Origin of the sequence: Mobilitalea sibirica, assembly GCF_015999265.1 — a bacterium.
GTDB classification, from domain to species: domain Bacteria; phylum Bacillota; class Clostridia; order Lachnospirales; family Lachnospiraceae; genus Mobilitalea; species Mobilitalea sibirica.
The window spans coordinates 13,840-30,895 of record NZ_JAEAGR010000022.1 but is presented as its reverse complement, the minus strand read 5'-3'; the positions used below and the strand labels follow the sequence as shown (position 1 = coordinate 30,895).

Sequence of the window (17,056 nt, the reverse complement as noted above, 5' to 3'; positions counted from 1 at the left end):
GGATCTGAAGGATACGTTACGGATCTGAAGGATACGTTAATCACAGCTGCGCTTATCTGTATAAAACAGAGCCCTAATTCATACAAGCATGACTTGCTGTACTGTTAAGCAGATTAGGAACTCGAAAACGGAGTTTTCTAGCAATCCGCTATTACGGCGGATCATCTACGGATCTGAAGGATACGTTAATCACAGCTGCGCTTATCTGTATAAAACAGAGCCCTAATTCATACAAGCATGACTTGCTGTACTGTTAAGCAGATTAGGAACTCGAAAACGGAGTTTTCTCGTTCACGTTGCACTTATCTAAAGTAAGGATGACATTAATTCGTACAAGCACAATTAATGCCCTCCTTACTTTAGACTAATCTGCTTATCGTGCACATTATAACATTATTATGTATTTTTTGGTAGGGGATATTGTAATTTTTCTAATCCTGATTATATTTCTACATGAAGAATAAACTTGTTTTAGTGTATATTCTTGATTTGAGGTAAAAATACTGGAAATAATCATATTGTTTTGATATAATAAGCTTGTTCGAAGGGAGGAATAAATAATTGGACTCAATAGAGTATTATAATAAAAATGCCGGCGACTTCTATGAAGGAACCGTAAATTTGGATATGCAGGAGAGCTGGGATAGATTTTGTGGACTATTACCGGAGGGAGGCAGTATTCTAGATTTGGGTTGCGGATCAGGAAGAGATAGCGCGTATTTTATTTCTCAGGGGTTCGATGTAACCGCGATGGATGCATCTGAGGAAATGTGCAGCCTGGCTAGTATACATATAGGTCAGGACGTATTACAACTTACTTTCTCTGAGATGGATTTTGAAGAAGTTTTTGATGGAGTATGGGCCTGTGCATCACTGCTTCATGTTCCAAGTAGTGATATGGAAGATATATTAGGAAAAGTCACGAAAAGCCTAAAACCGAATGGAATAATATATATGTCCTTTCGATATGGTGATTTTGAAGGGATTTTAGAAAATCGATATTTTACATATTACAGATCTAAAGCAATCAAAGAATTGATTTCAAAATTCGATCAACTGGAACTTATTGAGATAAAGAAAAGTGAAGATGTAAGAGAGGACAGAGATATACTCTGGATTAGTGCGCTAATACGGAAGATAGATTAGGAGTAAATATAGTTTACATGAGTTATATTTTATAGTCTATATTTTTTCCTAGGTTTGGTTGAACAGATTCCTCCATCATTTTAATCATGTTTTGTCCGGCTTGTTCTATAGTATCTAAACTTTTACCAAGTACAGCAATACTTACATCGATAATATCGGCCGGCTTATTAGTAAGTATAGGTGTAGGCAATGACTGAATTTTCATAATAAATTCCTTTCTTTATTGTACGACTTTTAGTTATATTGGAATATTGTTTTCATTATGTATATTAAAATACGAATATGTAATAATGTTATTATCTGTCCTAATTATAACACATATTGATATAAAAGGAATAGTGAATCAAAAAATAAATGATTGAATATAGTGAAATAATTAGGAATATTCAAGGAGGATTAGGAGGAGATTAATATGATATATGATGTAATTATTATCGGTTCCGGCCCAGCCGGTTTATCTGCTGCCATATATGCAAAAAGAGCTGAGCTTAACCTTGTTGTGATTGAAAAAGCTGGTCTTAGCGGCGGGCAGGTTATAAATACTTATGAGGTTGATAACTATCCTGGTACACCGGGTATCAGTGGTTTTGATTTAAGTATGAAATTTAGAGAACATTGTGATAAATTAGAAACAACATTCATTACCGGTGAGGTGAAAGATTTTCGTTTAGAGGGAGATATTAAGGTAATTGTATTAGATGATAATACGGAATACCGTACGAAGACTGTTGTGATTTCAACCGGTGGTGTACCGCGTCATCTGGATGTGGAAGGTGAAAAGAAATTATCTGGAATGGGAGTATCTTACTGTGCAACCTGTGATGGAGCATTTTTTAAGAACAAAGTCACTGCTGTAGTAGGCGGAGGAGATGTAGCGGTTGAAGATGCGATCTTCTTAGCGAGAATATGTAAACAAGTCTATGTTATTCACCGAAGGGATCAGTTCCGTGCATCAAAAAGTATAAGTACCAGATTAATGGCATTAGATAATGTGACAATTCTTTGGGATAGTGTTGTAGAAAGAATTAATGGAGAGGATGCGGTAGAATCCATTGATGTTTTAAATAAGAAAACGAATGAAAAAACTAATATAGAATTATCAGGTGTATTCATTGCAGTCGGATATCATCCAAATTCAGAAGTATATAAAAACGTTGTTGAAACAGATGAAGGAGGATATATTATTGCCGGTGAAAATTGTGAGACCAATGTTCCGGGAGTTTTTGCTGCTGGTGATGTAAGAACGAAAGAGCTAAGACAGATTATTACTGCAGCTTCGGATGGTGCAAATGCCATTACAGCAGTAGAAAAGTATTTAAATAATCTATAGGTGGATATATTTGGCCTTATATCCAATAATATGTGTAAAGAATGACAATTTTTAATAAAAACATACATTTTAGCGTTGTTTTTTCATTGACACCATGTGTCGGTTTTGTTATAATTACCTCAGAACATGTAATAAATTTGTAACATTTATGAGAAAGAGTTAATAAAGCCTTTAACAACAGAGGACAAAAGTAATAAGACGTTTTTGTTAAGATTACTTGCGATACTTGGGAGGAAAAGCACATGAGGAAGAATAAGGCTATAAGAACAGCGGTTTTTATCTCATCAGCTGTACTATTTTTGTCAATTCCTGCGGTACCTGCATTGGCAGATCATACCGATCCTATAGAGCAGGGTGTTGCCGGCATGGCAAGAACCCTTGAAACATATCATGCTTGGGAAATAAATAATAAAGAACAGGCAGAAGATAAATCCTTAATTAAGATTTTAAGATCAGATATTATTTCACCTTATGCGAATTTAGGTGTTTCAAAGGCTGACAATTATGTGAATATAAGAAAAGAACCTTCAACAGAGAGTGAGATCGTCGGTAAATTGTACCGAGGATGTGCAGCAGATATTTTAGAGTGGTTAGAGGGAGATTGGGTTAAGATCCAATCTGGTGATGTGGAAGGATATATTGCATCTAATTACTTGGCAACCGGCAGGGATGCCGAAGCTATGTTTGATGAATACGCGACAAAATATGCAACTGTAACGACTCAGACCTTATTTGTAAGAGAGGAGCAAAGTACAGATTCTAAAATTCTTGAAATGATACCAGGTGGAGAGACCTATATCGTTATTAAAGAATATGATGATTGGGCAGAAATCCTTCTTGGTGCTGATAATGAAGGTAGAGATTTTACCGGTTATGTATCAAAAGATTACATAGATATTGACGTTGAGTTTAAATATGCAATTTCAATAGAAGAAGAGTTACGAATAAAAGCTGAGCAGGAAGCAGCAGAGAGAGCTGAGGCCGAAAGACTTCGTAAACTGGCTGAGGAAGAAGCGAGAAGAAAAGAAGAAGAAAGAAGAGCTGCAGAGGCAGCGAAAAAAGCAGCGGAAGCGGCGAAAAGAAACGAACAAAAACAAGAACAAACAAAACCTAGTACATCGGATAGCGGTAGTTTATCTGATATCAGAAGTGAAGTTGCTACATATGCTCAGAAATTTGTTGGTAACCCGTATGTATGGGGAGGAACCAGTTTGACAAGAGGAGCAGACTGTTCCGGATTTGTTCAAACAATTTATAGACAGTTTGGATACTCTATCCCAAGGGTATCAAGAGATCAAGCAGTGTCTGCTGGTATTAAGGTTAATATTGGTGATCGTAAACCAGGAGATTTAATATTCTATACGAATAGTAGCGGCGTTGTAAACCATGTAGCAATGTATATTGGAAATGATAAGATTGTACATGCTGCTAATTCAAGACAGGGTATTATAATATCAAAGTACGATTATAGAAAGATATATAGAATAAGAAGAGTTATTCATTAATTATTTAATAAGTTCGGCTGTTGTAATACATGAAATGTATACAACAGCCTTATTTATAGCTATAAATAAAGGATAATGAATGTTAAAGTAAGCGGTCTTTATGAACAAGAAAAACCCATAATGACCGGTAATCTGATAATTAGTAAATACTATTGGAAATTGCCTGAAAGTATGCTAGAATATAGGAAAGACAAAAAGAGATAATTTTTCATTATATGTACCCTAAAGAAGGAGTGCTTTTTATGGAAGAGAAAGATATGAAAGAGCGAAGAAGATATAAAAGGCTACCTATTGAACTTTTCTTAGAAGTGGATGAAATATTTAAGCAGGACAATGTTATAATAAATAATATTGGAGCATCCATTGCAGTGTTTGATATATCAAGAAGTGGCATAGGTTTTGTAAGCGAGGCTGACCTACCTGTCGGATATTATTTTCGTGGCATGATAAATCTGGGTGATGGTGACTTCTTCCGTGTAGTGATTCAAATTATCAGAACGCATACCATAGAGGATAATCAGAGAGTTTACGGGGCTGAATTTGTGGGTCTGGCTCCTTTTTTAGCGGACAAAGTGGACAAATATGAGAAAAAGATAAATAAAGACTAAGAATAAAATTAAAATTCATAAATCGGACTATTTCGAGTATATCATCTATGATTTGATAATACATTTGAGATAGTCTTTTTTGTACATCTTTTAATATAAAAAATAGATGGAGGTTAATAATTGGAATAATAAATTGTAAATTAAAAAGATATTATTTCATTCATAAATATTTGAAAATTGATTAAATTAGAGTAATTTTTATGAAAGATAAATAACGAAAAAAATATCTAAAAGACCTATTGACAATATGAAATATGTATAAATTGCACAAAGGTAAATAATCAGAATCCATAATATGTAAATTAGAGTTTGTATAAGTATTTTTAATCAAAAAGTTATCCACATAAAAGAACCCTTATTTTTGGATAAAAAAAAGTTATACACCGATTTATCCACATTATCCACAATAATTAACTACTATTGTCGCACACTCCAACAGGTGTCAATAACGAAAATGCGTTTTGTAACTTATGATAAATTGACATATATCATCAATAAAATAATAAAATCTACTTGACTTTTTAATTGTCGGATAATTAGAAAACAGTAATAGGAATTTGCAATTATTTAACACTGTATGACGTAATAATATAGAATATGTAGAAATTGATGGAATAATATGTATTATTGTGAAGGTTTAGACGAAAAAATCAAAACCTGTCTGGTGTGATTTCACACTTATAATGACTAAACTGCAGTACCCGGTTTGTCATCTATAGGCCAGTTTTATACTGTGTAACTGCCGCTATAAAGTTATTTGACTATCAATCTTCTACCAAAGACTGCTAAAGTAGCTTGTCACTTATTAAGGCATATGTTATAATAAAATCAGCATAGGAATTATATGCTAACAAGAAAGTAAAGGAGTTGGGCGTTATGCGTTATATTATCAGCGGTAAGAACATTGATGTAACAGAAGGATTAAAGACAGCAGTATATGAAAAAATCGGTAAATTGGAACGATACTTCACTCCTGATACAGAAATTCATGTAACACTTAGTGTTGAAAAAGAAAGGCAGAAAATTGAAGTTACCATTCCGGTAAAAGGTAATATAATAAGAGCGGAACAAGTTAGTAATGACATGTACGTATCCATTGATTTAGTAGAAGAAATCATAGAACGTCAATTAAGGAAATATAAAAACAAGTTAATAGATCATAAACAAGCAGCTTCTAACTTTAATCAGACATTTATGGATGATGATTATTATGAAGATGATACAATTAAGATCGTAAAAACAAAAAGATTTGCAATTAAACCAATGGATGCGGAAGAAGCATGTGTTCAGATGGAGCTATTAGGACACAGCTTTTATGTATTCCGTAATGCACAAACAAACGAAGTGAACGTCGTATATAAAAGAAAAGGTAACACCTATGGTTTAATTGAGCCGGAATATTAGCAGTAAGCGGATTAATCCATAAGAAGGAGACAGTTCTCATGCTCGCATGAAGAACTGTCTCCTTTCTTATGGATAAGCGCAGTGTAAAGCGAGAAACAGCGTTTCGAGCATTAATCCGCTTACAGCTAATATCAAGTAACAGGAGCGAAAGCGAGAAACAGCGTTTCGAGCATTAATCCGCTTACAGCTAATATCAAGTAACAGGAGCGAAAGCGAGAAACAGCGTTTCGAGCATTAATCCGCTTACAGCTAATAACTAGTAACAGGAGCGAAAGCGAGAAACTGTGTTTCGAGCATTAATCTGCATACTGCCAATAACTAGTAACGAAAGAGGAAACCGCTTAAACGTTAATAATGTAACTGTAGCTTAAACCGTTTAAACGTAATATTTTACCGCCTAATAAAATTAAGTTGAATAACCATGTTTATAATGTTACAATATTAGGTGAATCATTACTGAAAGATTAAGAATTACGGGAGTGAATATAAAATGGGATTAGTTGATAAGATATTTGGAACACATAGTGAGAGAGAAATAAAGCGTGTGTTACCAATCGTAGACCGGATAGAAGCTCTTGAGCCAGAGTTTGAGAAGTTATCTGACGACGCCCTTAGGGGTAAAACAAATGAGTTTAAGAACAGACTGAAAAATGGTGAAACTTTAGATGATATATTAGTAGAAGCATATGCTGTTGTAAGAGAAGCAGCGAAAAGATCAATCGGGCAAAGGCATTTTCGTGTTCAGCTCATTGGTGGTGTTATCCTGCATCAGGGGCGAATTACTGAAATGCGTACCGGTGAAGGTAAAACCCTAACCTCTACATTGCCTGCATATATTAATGCATTAGAAGGAAAAGGAGTTCATGTTGTTACAGTTAACGATTATCTGGCAAAACGTGACTCTGAGTGGATGGGTCAGATCCATGAGTTTTTAGGACTCAAAGTCGGGGTAATTCTTAATAGCATGGAAAAGGAAGAGCGTAGGGAGGCTTATGCTTGCGATATTACCTATGCAACCAATAACGAATTAGGTTTTGATTATCTAAGAGATAATATGGTTATCTATAAGGAACAGCTGGTTCAAAGGGGACTTCACTATGCCATCATAGATGAGGTGGACTCTGTATTAATTGATGAAGCCAGAACTCCTCTTATCATATCGGGACAAAGCGGTAAATCGACAGAGCTTTACCGTGTATGTGATATACTCGCAAGACAGTTGATTAAGGGTAAGGAAAGCGGTGAGCTAACAAAAATGGCAGCCCTCATGAAGGAAGAAATCACAGAGGAAGGCGATTTTGTTGTAAATGAAAAGGAAAAGAATGTTCATCTTACTGCAGAAGGTGTAAAGAAGGTAGAAAGATTTTTTGCTCTGGAAAACTTAGCTGACCCGGAGAATCTGGAAATCCAACATAATATCATACTTGCTTTAAGAGCTCATAATTTGATGCATAGGGATAAGGATTATGTTGTAAAAGATAATGAAGTTCTAATCGTGGACGAGTTTACAGGTCGTATTATGCCCGGTAGACGTTATAGTGACGGTCTTCATCAGGCAATTGAGGCGAAAGAAAATGTTAAGGTTAAAAGAGAAAGCAAAACCCTTGCGACCATTACTTTCCAGAACTTTTTTAATAAATATACGAAGAAATGCGGTATGACCGGTACAGCGTTAACAGAAGAACAGGAATTTAGAGAAATATATGGTATGGATGTTATCGAAGTTCCTACCAATCTTCCTGTGGCACGTATTGATCATCAGGATGCAGTATATAAAACAAGACATGAGAAGTTACAGGCAATTGTTAGAGAAACAGTAGAAGCCCATAAAAAAGGACAACCGGTTTTGGTTGGTACCATAACCATTGATGCTTCTGAAGAAATCAGTAATATGCTTAAGAAGTATAATATTCCTCATAAAGTGCTGAATGCAAAGTTTCATGAGATGGAAGCTGAGATTGTGGCGGATGCAGGACAACCGGGAGCGGTTACCATTGCAACAAATATGGCAGGTCGTGGTACAGATATTAAGTTGGGTGAAGGTGTTAAGGAAGTCGGTGGTCTTAAAATCATAGGTACCGAACGTCATGAATCCAGACGTATTGATAATCAGCTTCGCGGACGTGCCGGAAGGCAGGGAGACCCGGGTGAATCCAGATTCTTTATCTCACTGGAAGATGATCTAATGCGTTTATTCGGTTCTGAACGATTGATGGGAATATTCAATTCCTTAGGGATTCCTGATGGAGAGCAGATTGAACATAAGATGCTTTCCAATGCAATTGAAAAAGCCCAGAAGAGAATCGAAAGTAATAACTACGGAATCAGAAAGAATCTATTGGAATATGATCAGGTAAATAATGAGCAAAGAGAAGTGATCTATGCTGAAAGACGTAAAGTTCTTGACGGTGAAAGTATGCGTGATACTATATATAAGATGATTACTGATACCGTAGAGGGCTGTGTTAGTTCCTGTATTAGTGAAGACCAGCTTCCCGAAGAATGGGATATGGAAGAATTAAATAATCTTCTATTACCAATCATACCATTAGAGAGAATTGAATTATCAAAAGATCAGATGAATCGAATGAAGAAAAACGATTTGATTCACCAGCTCAAAGAAGAGGCTGTTAAGATGTATGAAGCGAAGGAAGCAGAGTTTCCTGAGATCGAACAGCTGAGAGAAATTGAACGTGTTATACTTTTGAAAGTAATTGACCGTAAATGGATGGATCATATTGATGATATGGATCAATTACGTCAAGGCATTGGCTTGCAGGCTTATGGCCAGCGTCAACCGATCGTTGAATATAAATTCCAGGGCTTTGAAATGTTTGATGCTATGATAGCAGCGATTCGAGAAGATACAGTAAAAGCTCTAATGCATGTACGGATAGAGCAGAAGGTTGAAAGAGAACAGGTAGCTAAGGTTACCGGTACGAACAGGGACGACAGTGTTGCAAATGCACCGGTCAGAAGATCCAGTAAGAAAATTCAACCCAATGATACCTGTCCTTGTGGTAGCGGCAGAAAGTATAAACATTGCTGTGGTCGAAATGCATAAGAATATGAAAGAATTTAATGTATTAATATACATTGATTATTGCATTTTTATAAACTATATAATATAATACTTGAGAAGAGGTGGTTTAGTGGTAGAATTAGATCAGTATAAATATACACTGAGTACTTATGAGAAACCGTTAAAAGAAGTGGGGGATTCACTTTGACCTCGCTAATAAGTTAAAGCGAGTACAAGAAATCGAGCAAATTATGGAGGAGCCCGGTTTTTGGGATGATACGAATAAAGCCCAGGGATATATGAAAGAAATTAAAAACCTGAAGGATGCCATTGAGGAGTTTGAACATCTAAAGGTAAGATATGAGGATGTTCAGACCTTAATCCAGATTGGTTATGAAGAAAATGATGAATCCCTTATTGATGAGATTGATGAAGCAATGAATCTGTTTATTAAGGATTTGGAAGAAATGAAACTAAAAACATTACTTTCAGATGAATATGATAAATACAATGCTATTTTGACCTTACATGCGGGTGCCGGAGGAACGGAAAGCTGTGACTGGGCTAATATGCTCTTTCGCATGTATCAAAGATGGGCAGACAAAAGAGGATTTACGACAGAGGTTTTGGACTTTCTTGATGGCGAAGAAGCTGGCTTAAAATCGGTTACATTGCAGATCAACGGTATGAATGCCTACGGATATTTAAAATCTGAAAGGGGTGTACATCGCTTGGTCAGAATATCCCCCTTTAATGCGGCAGGAAAAAGACAAACCTCCTTTGTCTCCTGTGATGTAATGCCGGATATTGAAGAGGACACCGGAATTGAGATAAACGAAGATGATTTACGGATTGATACCTATCGTTCCAGCGGGGCGGGAGGACAGCATGTTAATAAAACATCTTCCGCAATCCGTATTACCCATATACCAACGAATATTGTGGTTCAATGTCAAAATGAACGATCTCAGTTGCAAAATAAGGATAAGGCAATGAAGATGCTTAAGGCTAAGCTTTACCTGTTAAAGCAGCAGGAAACACAGGAAAAAATCTCAGGCATTCGTGGTGAGGTTAAGGAGATTGGATGGGGTAATCAAATCAGATCCTATGTCATGCAGCCTTATACCATGGTTAAGGATCATAGAACGAATGAAGAGGTTGGTAATGTTACCGGAGTACTTGATGGTAGTATTGATCCTTTTATCAACGCATATCTAAAATGGAATGCACAAAGTAAGAACAACTAATACCACATAAAACACCTTAAGAGGAGGGATAACTATGCAGAGTATGAAGCAAGCAGTATTTAAAATCGGTGAAGAAGATTATGGTTTAGACATTATGGATGTAAATACTGTTGAAAAAGTTATCAGTATGGAACAGGCAAAGGATCTCCCAGAGAATGTAAAAGGGATTATTAAGTTACGAGGAGATTTCATTCCGGTTTACAGCTTGCGTAAAAAATTTGGATTAGCTGATAAAGAACCGGATGAAGAAACAAGGCTAATTATCACGAACTCCAATGGAATTCTTATGGCCTATGAAGTTGATAAAATGCAGGAAATAGCTAATATTACTTCAGAACAAGTAATGGACGTCCCTTCCATTGTAAAAAGCAAAGATACCTCTTACATGAAAAATGTTACAAATATAAAAGGAACACTGGTAATACTACTGGATCATGACAAAGTATTATCTGAAGAGGAGCAAAATCAAATTAAAAAGGTAATTCAAAGTAAGAAATAAGGTGTCTCGGACCCTTATTAGAGGAGGATATTATGAAAAAAAGATTATTAGGTTTATTGTTGGTTGTAATTTTAATTGCATCCGTATTAGCTGCATGCGGTACGAAGGAGAAGAATGAAAAACTCATTGTTGGTACGGAAGCAGGCTTTGCGCCATACGAGTATATGGAAGGTGATGAAGTAGTCGGTGTTGATATGGATATTGCCAAAGCCATTGCAGAAAGTATGGGAAAAGAACTTGAAATTAAGAACATGGATTTCGACGGAGCATTGTTAGCGGTTCAGAATGGTACCGTAGACTTTGTTGCTGCCGGTGTATCTGTTAATGAAGAACGTAAGAAGGTTATGGACTTCTCTGTTGATTATGTAGATTCTGTTGAAGTAGTAGTTGTAAACAAAGATAATCCGGCTGTTGCCGATGTTGAAGATTTAGATGACAAGGTAATCGGTGTACAACAGGGAAATATCGCTGATTTTTGGGTAGAAGATAATGTGAACGCGAAAGAGATTAAGCGTTATACAAAATTTGCTCAAGCTGCTGAGGATTTAAAAAATGGTAGAATTGATTGTATCGTTATGGATCAATTCCCGGCAGAGGAGTTAGTAGCCGCGAACCAAGAATTAGCTATTCTGGACGGTATCTTATTCGAGGATAAGTATGCGATTGCTGTTAAAAAGGGTAATAAAGAGTTATTGGATGAAATTAATAGTGTAATCGAACAGTTAAAAGAGGATGGTAAGATTGAAGAGTTTTATGCGAATCATACCAGTAAGAACTAAGTTCAATCGTTCAAATAATTGTAGATTAGATTAACCGTGAATTAAGTAGGGGGCTGTTATCTTCATGTAACAGCCCCTAATTATGTGAATGACAATGCATTCTATACAGAAATTCGAAATATATAAATCTCAGTTCGATTGAGATTTATATCGGTATATATTTCACTGAGCCTTACATATTGCTTTTTATCAATTTTATATATATTATTTTACTGTATGGAAGTAGTAGCAAAAATTAGAATTACTAAATCTGCACTTGGAGCAAATAGGTATAGGTTAATGTTTTAATGAAATAGTATATTATATTGTGAATGAATTCCCAAGGATTGGAGGAAAAAAATTGGACAAATTTATCACGGGGATCCAGAACGGTTACGAAGTATTTATCAAAGGGGTCCAAAATATATTTGAAGGATTTATTACATGGATAATCAGGATTTATGAATCCTTTTATAATGCATTGATACCGGATCAAAGATATATGGCGTATCTGGATGGTCTTAAGGTAACGCTTTTAATATCTTTCATGGCAATTTTACTGGGTATTGCCATTGGTGTTGTAGTTGCAATTCTAAAAGTGGCTTCATCGAATTATAAAATAAAGTGGCTAACGAGAATATGTAACATATATATCAATATCATCAGAGGTACACCTTTGATGGTACAGCTATTAATTATATATAATTTGATTTTTAATTCAAGAAATACCAATGAGCTGGTGATTGGTGCAGTATGTTTCGGTATTAATTCCGGTGCCTATGTTGCAGAGATTATCAGAGCGGGAATTGAGTCTATTGATAAGGGTCAGATGGAAGCCGGTAGGTCGCTGGGTTTTAATTATATAAAAACAATGAGGCTGATTATATTACCGCAGGCAGTAAAAAATATACTTCCTGCGTTGGGTAATGAATTTATTGTATTGATAAAGGAGACTAGTGTTGCAGGGGTAATTGCGGTTACAGACCTTACAAAAGCCGCACAATACGTGGGTTCCAGAACATGGGACATCTTACCTCCCCTTATCATTGCGGCTCTATGCTATCTGGTTATAGTTATGGGATTGTCCAGACTTTTATCCGTATTTGAAAGGAGGTTGTCAAAAGGTGATCGTCACTAAGAATCTTAAGAAAGCCTTTGGTGACCATATGGTCCTAAAAGGAATTGATGAGACTATTGAAAAAGGGGAAAAAGTTGTTGTGATTGGCCCCTCTGGTTCAGGGAAATCTACTTTTCTTCGTTGTCTTAACTTACTTGAAGTACCAACGGAAGGTGAGATCTGGTTTGAAGATATAAATATCACTGACAGTAAAGAAAATATTAATTTGATTCGCCGTAAGATGGGGATGGTATTCCAGCAGTTTAATCTTTTTCCGCATCTATCAGTAAAGCAAAACATTACCCTAGCACCTGTAAAGCTGGGTATTATGACGAAGGAAGAAGCTGATAGAAAAGCCATGGAATTACTGAAAAGAATAGGGCTTACAGAGAAAGCGGATGCATATCCTAACCAGCTGTCGGGTGGACAAAAGCAACGTATTGCAATTATACGGTCGTTGGCCATGAATCCGGATGTGATGTTATTTGATGAACCAACTTCTGCCTTAGATCCGGAAATGGTTGGAGAAGTATTGGATCTTATGGTACAGTTGGCAGAGGAAGGAATGACAATGGTGGTAGTTACCCATGAGATGCAATTTGCCAAAAAAGTGGGAACTCGAGTTCTTTTCATGGATGAAGGAAAAATAGTAGAGCAAAATACACCGGATCAGTTTTTTGATAATCCGACTCATCCAAGACTTAAGGAGTTTTTATCGAAAGTACTGTAAAAGTATAATAGTTTTATTTAATAAAAGGAGCAGAACGATGCCTATTGCTAGAGGATGGATATCCTCTACTTTTCGCAATCGTTCTTTTCTTTGTATAGAGTGAAAATCAGCCTACATCTAGCGCTAATATAGAATAAAGAAATATAGAATCAGGAAACCTAGCAGTGGTTTCAGATTAATATTAACTTTTAAACAAAATAATTTATAATTATAGATTTGGGTGAAGCATTTGTCACAAATCGTAGGGATTTCATGATAGCCAAGATAAAAGGGTATTGCATTATGCATAAATATATGGTAAGATTTCTTTCTTAGAAAGACAATTGTATCTGCAATACATACAAATTAGAAGTATACCACTTAAAGAAAGAAGTATGGCTTCAGGAGGAGTATATCTATGAATGGAGATCAATATTTTATTGTAAAAAAGAAAGCGATACCTGAGGTTTTATTAAAGGTTGTTGAAGCCAAGAGGTTATTAGATTCTGAACGGGTGATGACAGTTCAGGAAGCTACGGACGCAGTGGACATATCTAGAAGTTCCTTCTATAAATACCGAGATGATATCTTTCCGTTTTATGAAAATACGAGAGGTAAAACCTTGACCTTTATGCTTCAGATGGATGATAGACCGGGCTTGTTATCTAAAGTGCTCAGTCAGGTAGCGTGTAGTGAAGCAAATATCCTTACCATTCATCAAAGTATTCCGGTGAACGGTATTGCTTTATTAACCTTAAGTATAGAGATTCTGTCCCAGGCAGATAATACTTCAGTTTTAATAGAGGCAATAGAAGATATGGACGGAATTCACTATGTCAAAATTGTAGCTAGGGAATAAAATCATATCTAAGTATATTAATATAGAATATTCAATCACTTTTGCTGTGTAATCGCCCATAAAGTAGTCACTAAATTTTGGGGTTTGTAGTGAAGGAATAGTCACATAAAAGTTTATATATGACATGACATTGTATCGTATGAAATGGAGGATTAATAATGATAAATATTGCAGTCTTAGGTTATGGCACAATTGGTTCCGGGGTTGTAGAGGTTTTAAACACGAACGGTGAAAGTATTAAAAAAAGAGCCGGAGATAGAATAAACATAAAGTATGTTTTGGATTTAAGAGAATTTCCCGGTGATCCGGTTATGGAGAAACTGGTTCATGATGTTAATATAATTTTAGAGGATCCTGAGGTTAAGATCATTGTTGAAGTAATGGGTGGCGTAAACCCTGCCTATAAATTTGTTAAAGAATCCCTTTTACGAGGTAAAAGTGTTATTACATCGAATAAAGAATTGGTAGCCAAGCATGGTGCTGAGCTTCTTGATTTAGCCAAGGAAAAAAATTTAAATTTCTTGTTTGAAGCCAGCGTAGGTGGTGGTATACCAATTATCAGGCCTTTGAATCAATCATTAACTGCAGATGAAATCGTAGAGATTACAGGTATATTGAATGGTACCACAAACTATATACTGTCTAAAATGAGTGACGATGGCATGGAATTTGAGGCTGCTTTAAAGAATGCTCAGAATATGGGCTATGCTGAGAGAAATCCGGAGGCCGATATCGAAGGACATGATTCCTGTAGAAAAATCGCTATTTTATCTTCCCTGGCTTTTGGCATGCAGGTGGATTTTGAAGATATTTATACAGAGGGTATCACTCAGATCAGTGCTGCTGACATTAAATATGCGAAAGCACTGGGGGCAAGGATTAAATTATTTGCTTCCAGCATTCGGGAAAATGATAAGAGTGTATATGCGATGGTGGCACCTATGATGATTAAGGTTAATCATCCGTTATATAGTGTGAATGATGTATTCAATGGGATTTTTGTAAGAGGCAATGTAATTGGAGATGTTATGTTTTACGGCAGTGGAGCAGGAAAGTTACCGACAGCCAGTGCGGTTGTTGCCGATGTTGTTGATGCTGCTAAGCATTTAGGTACAAACATCTGGACAATTTGGAGCAGCAAAAAATTAGAGCTAACGGATATTAATCAGGTGCAGCACAGATTTTTTGTTCGAGTGAAAGACGATTCTTCGATGGAAAATAAGATTAAAAGCTTATTTGGGGAAGTAGAGAGGGTAATTGTAGAAGGTGTCCAGGATGAATATGCCTTTATAACCCCCACTATGACAGAGCAGGATATGAAGGAGAAAAAAGCCAATCTATCCGGCATGATTAGTATGATTCGGGTGAGATTTTAGATCATATTCCGTAAGTTATAGTCTTGTTATGAACAAAAAATGTACCTGCGTACATTCTTTGGGCCAAACGTGTTCACAAATCGACTAATTGTCATTTGAGTGATAATTTCCGTGCACGTGAGTACGTTTCATAGCGGAGTGTTTTTGTTGTATAAGATACACTAATAACGGTAACATATATCTAACGAAAGGAAATAATATCATGAAATATATAGTAGTTCTTGGCGATGGAATGGCGGATGAACCGATTAAGGAGTTGGATAATAAAACACCTTTAATGGTTGCGGACACTCCTCAGATGGACTTATTAGCTAAAAAATCTGAATTGGGACTGGCATACACAATACCGGAGGGAATGAAACCGGGTAGTGATACGGCTAATCTGGCAGTACTGGGGTATAACCCAAGAATATATTATTCCGGACGATCACCTCTGGAGGCATTAAGTATAGGGGTGGATTTAAAGCCCACTGACATAGCAATACGATGCAACATAGTTTCATTATCCGATGATGATAAACCTTATGAAGAAAAAACGATTCTGGATCATAGTTCAGGTGAAATATCTACAAAGGATGCAGCTGTATTAATTGATGCGGTAAGAAAAGAACTAGAAAACGATCTCTATAAATTTTATGTAGGAACCAGTTATCGGCATTTGACCATTTGGGATCAAGGCGAAGTGATTGATTTGGTACCGCCCCATGATATATTGGGGAAGGTTATTGGTGAATATCTACCCGAGGATAATGCCTTAAAAGAATTAATGAAAAAAAGTTATGATATACTTAATAATCATCCTATTAATATTGAACGTAAAGAAAAAGGTCTCAATGTAGCGAATTCCATCTGGTTCTGGGGAGCAGGTACAAGGCCGGCGCTTACTTCCTTTGAGGAAAAAAACCATAAGCGTGGTGCCATGATATCAGCCGTTGACCTTTTAAAAGGAATAGCAGTTGGTGCTAAAATGAAAGTGATCGAAGTACCTGGTGCAGATGGAACCCTTCATACGAATTATGAAGGCAAAGCGATGGCAGCAGTTAAGGTTTTGTTAGAAGATGATTATGATTTTGTTTATATCCATGTGGAGGCGCCGGATGAAATGGGACATCAGGGGAATGTGGCGAATAAAATAAAAGCAATTGAGTTCCTGGATCAAAGGGTAATTAAGCTGGTATATGAAGCAATGAAAAAATCAGGTGTTGATTTCAGACTTCTTGTCATGCCGGATCATCCAACACCCATATGGTGTAGAACTCATACCAGTGATCCTGTTCCTTATATCCTTTATGACAGTACAAAAGAACAGGATAACCAATGGATGTATAATGAAGTTGAAGCAAAAGCTACAGGATATGTAGTTGATAAAGGTTATGAAATGGTAAATAAACTATTTGATAATCAATAGATAAACATGAATCATAGATTAATATTCTATAGATGGACAAGTTTCTATGAAAAAGTAAAGTAAAAGCC

General features: G+C 36.1%; 15 protein-coding genes. 14 read left to right on the top strand and 1 reads right to left on the bottom strand.

Annotated features, from left to right (window positions below; all coding sequences use genetic code 11):
* The first annotated feature begins 561 nt into the window (after nt 1–561).
* Nucleotides 562–1,146, top strand: coding sequence for a class I SAM-dependent methyltransferase (locus I5677_RS16185; protein WP_197662693.1), 585 nt, complete (start codon nt 562–564; stop codon nt 1,144–1,146).
* A 22-nt stretch (nt 1,147–1,168) separates the two neighbouring features.
* Here I5677_RS16185 and I5677_RS16180 read toward each other — a convergent pair whose 3' ends face one another.
* Nucleotides 1,169–1,351, bottom strand: a complete 183-nt coding sequence (locus I5677_RS16180; RefSeq protein WP_197662692.1) for a YjfB family protein — start codon at nt 1,349–1,351, stop codon at nt 1,169–1,171.
* A gap of 201 nt (nt 1,352–1,552) precedes the next feature.
* Between I5677_RS16180 and trxB the strand changes: the two genes are divergently transcribed.
* From trxB to I5677_RS16115, 13 genes are all read left to right on the top strand, one after another.
* Nucleotides 1,553–2,476, top strand: coding sequence for a thioredoxin-disulfide reductase (trxB, locus tag I5677_RS16175; protein WP_197662709.1), 924 nt, complete (start codon nt 1,553–1,555; stop codon nt 2,474–2,476).
* Nucleotides 2,477–2,718: 242 nt separating this feature from the next.
* Nucleotides 2,719–3,981 (top strand): C40 family peptidase, encoded by a 1,263-nt coding sequence (locus tag I5677_RS16170; RefSeq protein ID WP_197662691.1) that lies wholly within the window; start codon nt 2,719–2,721, stop codon nt 3,979–3,981.
* 242 nt (nt 3,982–4,223) lie between these two features.
* Nucleotides 4,224–4,589 carry a PilZ domain-containing protein gene (locus tag I5677_RS16165; protein WP_243456631.1) on the top strand — a complete coding sequence of 122 codons (366 nt, stop codon included), beginning with the start codon at nt 4,224–4,226 and terminating at the stop codon, nt 4,587–4,589.
* A gap of 876 nt (nt 4,590–5,465) precedes the next feature.
* Complete coding sequence (gene hpf, locus I5677_RS16160) at nt 5,466–5,993, top strand: ribosome hibernation-promoting factor, HPF/YfiA family (protein WP_197662690.1); 528 nt, start codon at nt 5,466–5,468, stop codon at nt 5,991–5,993.
* 490 nt (nt 5,994–6,483) lie between these two features.
* Nucleotides 6,484–9,057, top strand: coding sequence for a preprotein translocase subunit SecA (secA, locus tag I5677_RS16155; RefSeq protein ID WP_197662689.1), 2,574 nt, complete (start codon nt 6,484–6,486; stop codon nt 9,055–9,057).
* Nucleotides 9,058–9,145: 88 nt separating this feature from the next.
* A protein-coding gene (prfB, locus tag I5677_RS16150; RefSeq protein ID WP_197662688.1) for a peptide chain release factor 2 occupies nt 9,146–10,262 on the top strand; the annotation gives its coding sequence in 2 pieces (ribosomal slippage) (nt 9,146–9,220 and nt 9,222–10,262; 1,116 coding nt in all).
* Nucleotides 10,263–10,296: 34 nt separating this feature from the next.
* Nucleotides 10,297–10,761 carry a chemotaxis protein CheW gene (locus I5677_RS16145; RefSeq protein WP_197662687.1) on the top strand — a complete coding sequence of 155 codons (465 nt, stop codon included), beginning with the start codon at nt 10,297–10,299 and terminating at the stop codon, nt 10,759–10,761.
* Nucleotides 10,762–10,793: 32 nt separating this feature from the next.
* Nucleotides 10,794–11,540, top strand: a complete 747-nt coding sequence (locus I5677_RS16140) for an ABC transporter substrate-binding protein (RefSeq protein WP_197662686.1) — start codon at nt 10,794–10,796, stop codon at nt 11,538–11,540.
* A gap of 481 nt (nt 11,541–12,021) precedes the next feature.
* On the top strand, nt 12,022–12,657 hold the full coding sequence (locus I5677_RS16135) for an amino acid ABC transporter permease (RefSeq protein WP_197662707.1): 636 nt from the start codon (nt 12,022–12,024) through the stop codon (nt 12,655–12,657).
* On the top strand, nt 12,644–13,366 hold the full coding sequence (locus I5677_RS16130; protein ID WP_197662685.1) for an amino acid ABC transporter ATP-binding protein: 723 nt from the start codon (nt 12,644–12,646) through the stop codon (nt 13,364–13,366). The genes I5677_RS16135 and I5677_RS16130 overlap by 14 nt, the downstream gene beginning before the upstream one ends.
* 397 nt (nt 13,367–13,763) lie before the next feature.
* The gene (locus tag I5677_RS16125; RefSeq protein WP_197662684.1) at nt 13,764–14,204 is read left to right on the top strand and encodes an ACT domain-containing protein; all 441 of its coding nucleotides are present in this window, start codon (nt 13,764–13,766) and stop codon (nt 14,202–14,204) included.
* A 158-nt stretch (nt 14,205–14,362) separates the two neighbouring features.
* Nucleotides 14,363–15,580 (top strand): homoserine dehydrogenase, encoded by a 1,218-nt coding sequence (locus tag I5677_RS16120; protein ID WP_197662683.1) that lies wholly within the window; start codon nt 14,363–14,365, stop codon nt 15,578–15,580.
* Between the two features lie 202 nt (nt 15,581–15,782).
* On the top strand, nt 15,783–16,988 hold the full coding sequence (locus I5677_RS16115) for a cofactor-independent phosphoglycerate mutase (protein ID WP_197662682.1): 1,206 nt from the start codon (nt 15,783–15,785) through the stop codon (nt 16,986–16,988).
* The last annotated feature ends 68 nt before the right edge of the window (nt 16,989–17,056 follow it).

Excerpts from the sequence above, each read along its gene's own strand:
- I5677_RS16140 (WP_197662686.1), top strand. The coding sequence starts at position 10,794 with ATGAAAAAAAGATTATTAGGTTTATTGTTGGTTGTAATTTTAATTGCA.
- secA (WP_197662689.1), top strand. The coding sequence starts at position 6,484 with ATGGGATTAGTTGATAAGATATTTGGAACACATAGTGAGAGAGAAATA.
- I5677_RS16135 (WP_197662707.1), top strand. The coding sequence starts at position 12,022 with ATGGCGTATCTGGATGGTCTTAAGGTAACGCTTTTAATATCTTTCATG.
- I5677_RS16165 (WP_243456631.1), top strand. The coding sequence starts at position 4,224 with ATGGAAGAGAAAGATATGAAAGAGCGAAGAAGATATAAAAGGCTACCT.
- I5677_RS16180 (WP_197662692.1), bottom strand. The coding sequence starts at position 1,351 with ATGAAAATTCAGTCATTGCCTACACCTATACTTACTAATAAGCCGGCC.
- I5677_RS16145 (WP_197662687.1), top strand. The coding sequence starts at position 10,297 with ATGCAGAGTATGAAGCAAGCAGTATTTAAAATCGGTGAAGAAGATTAT.
- I5677_RS16120 (WP_197662683.1), top strand. The coding sequence starts at position 14,363 with ATGATAAATATTGCAGTCTTAGGTTATGGCACAATTGGTTCCGGGGTT.
- I5677_RS16170 (WP_197662691.1), top strand. The coding sequence starts at position 2,719 with ATGAGGAAGAATAAGGCTATAAGAACAGCGGTTTTTATCTCATCAGCT.
- I5677_RS16125 (WP_197662684.1), top strand. The coding sequence starts at position 13,764 with ATGAATGGAGATCAATATTTTATTGTAAAAAAGAAAGCGATACCTGAG.
- I5677_RS16115 (WP_197662682.1), top strand. The coding sequence starts at position 15,783 with ATGAAATATATAGTAGTTCTTGGCGATGGAATGGCGGATGAACCGATT.
- hpf (WP_197662690.1), top strand. The coding sequence starts at position 5,466 with ATGCGTTATATTATCAGCGGTAAGAACATTGATGTAACAGAAGGATTA.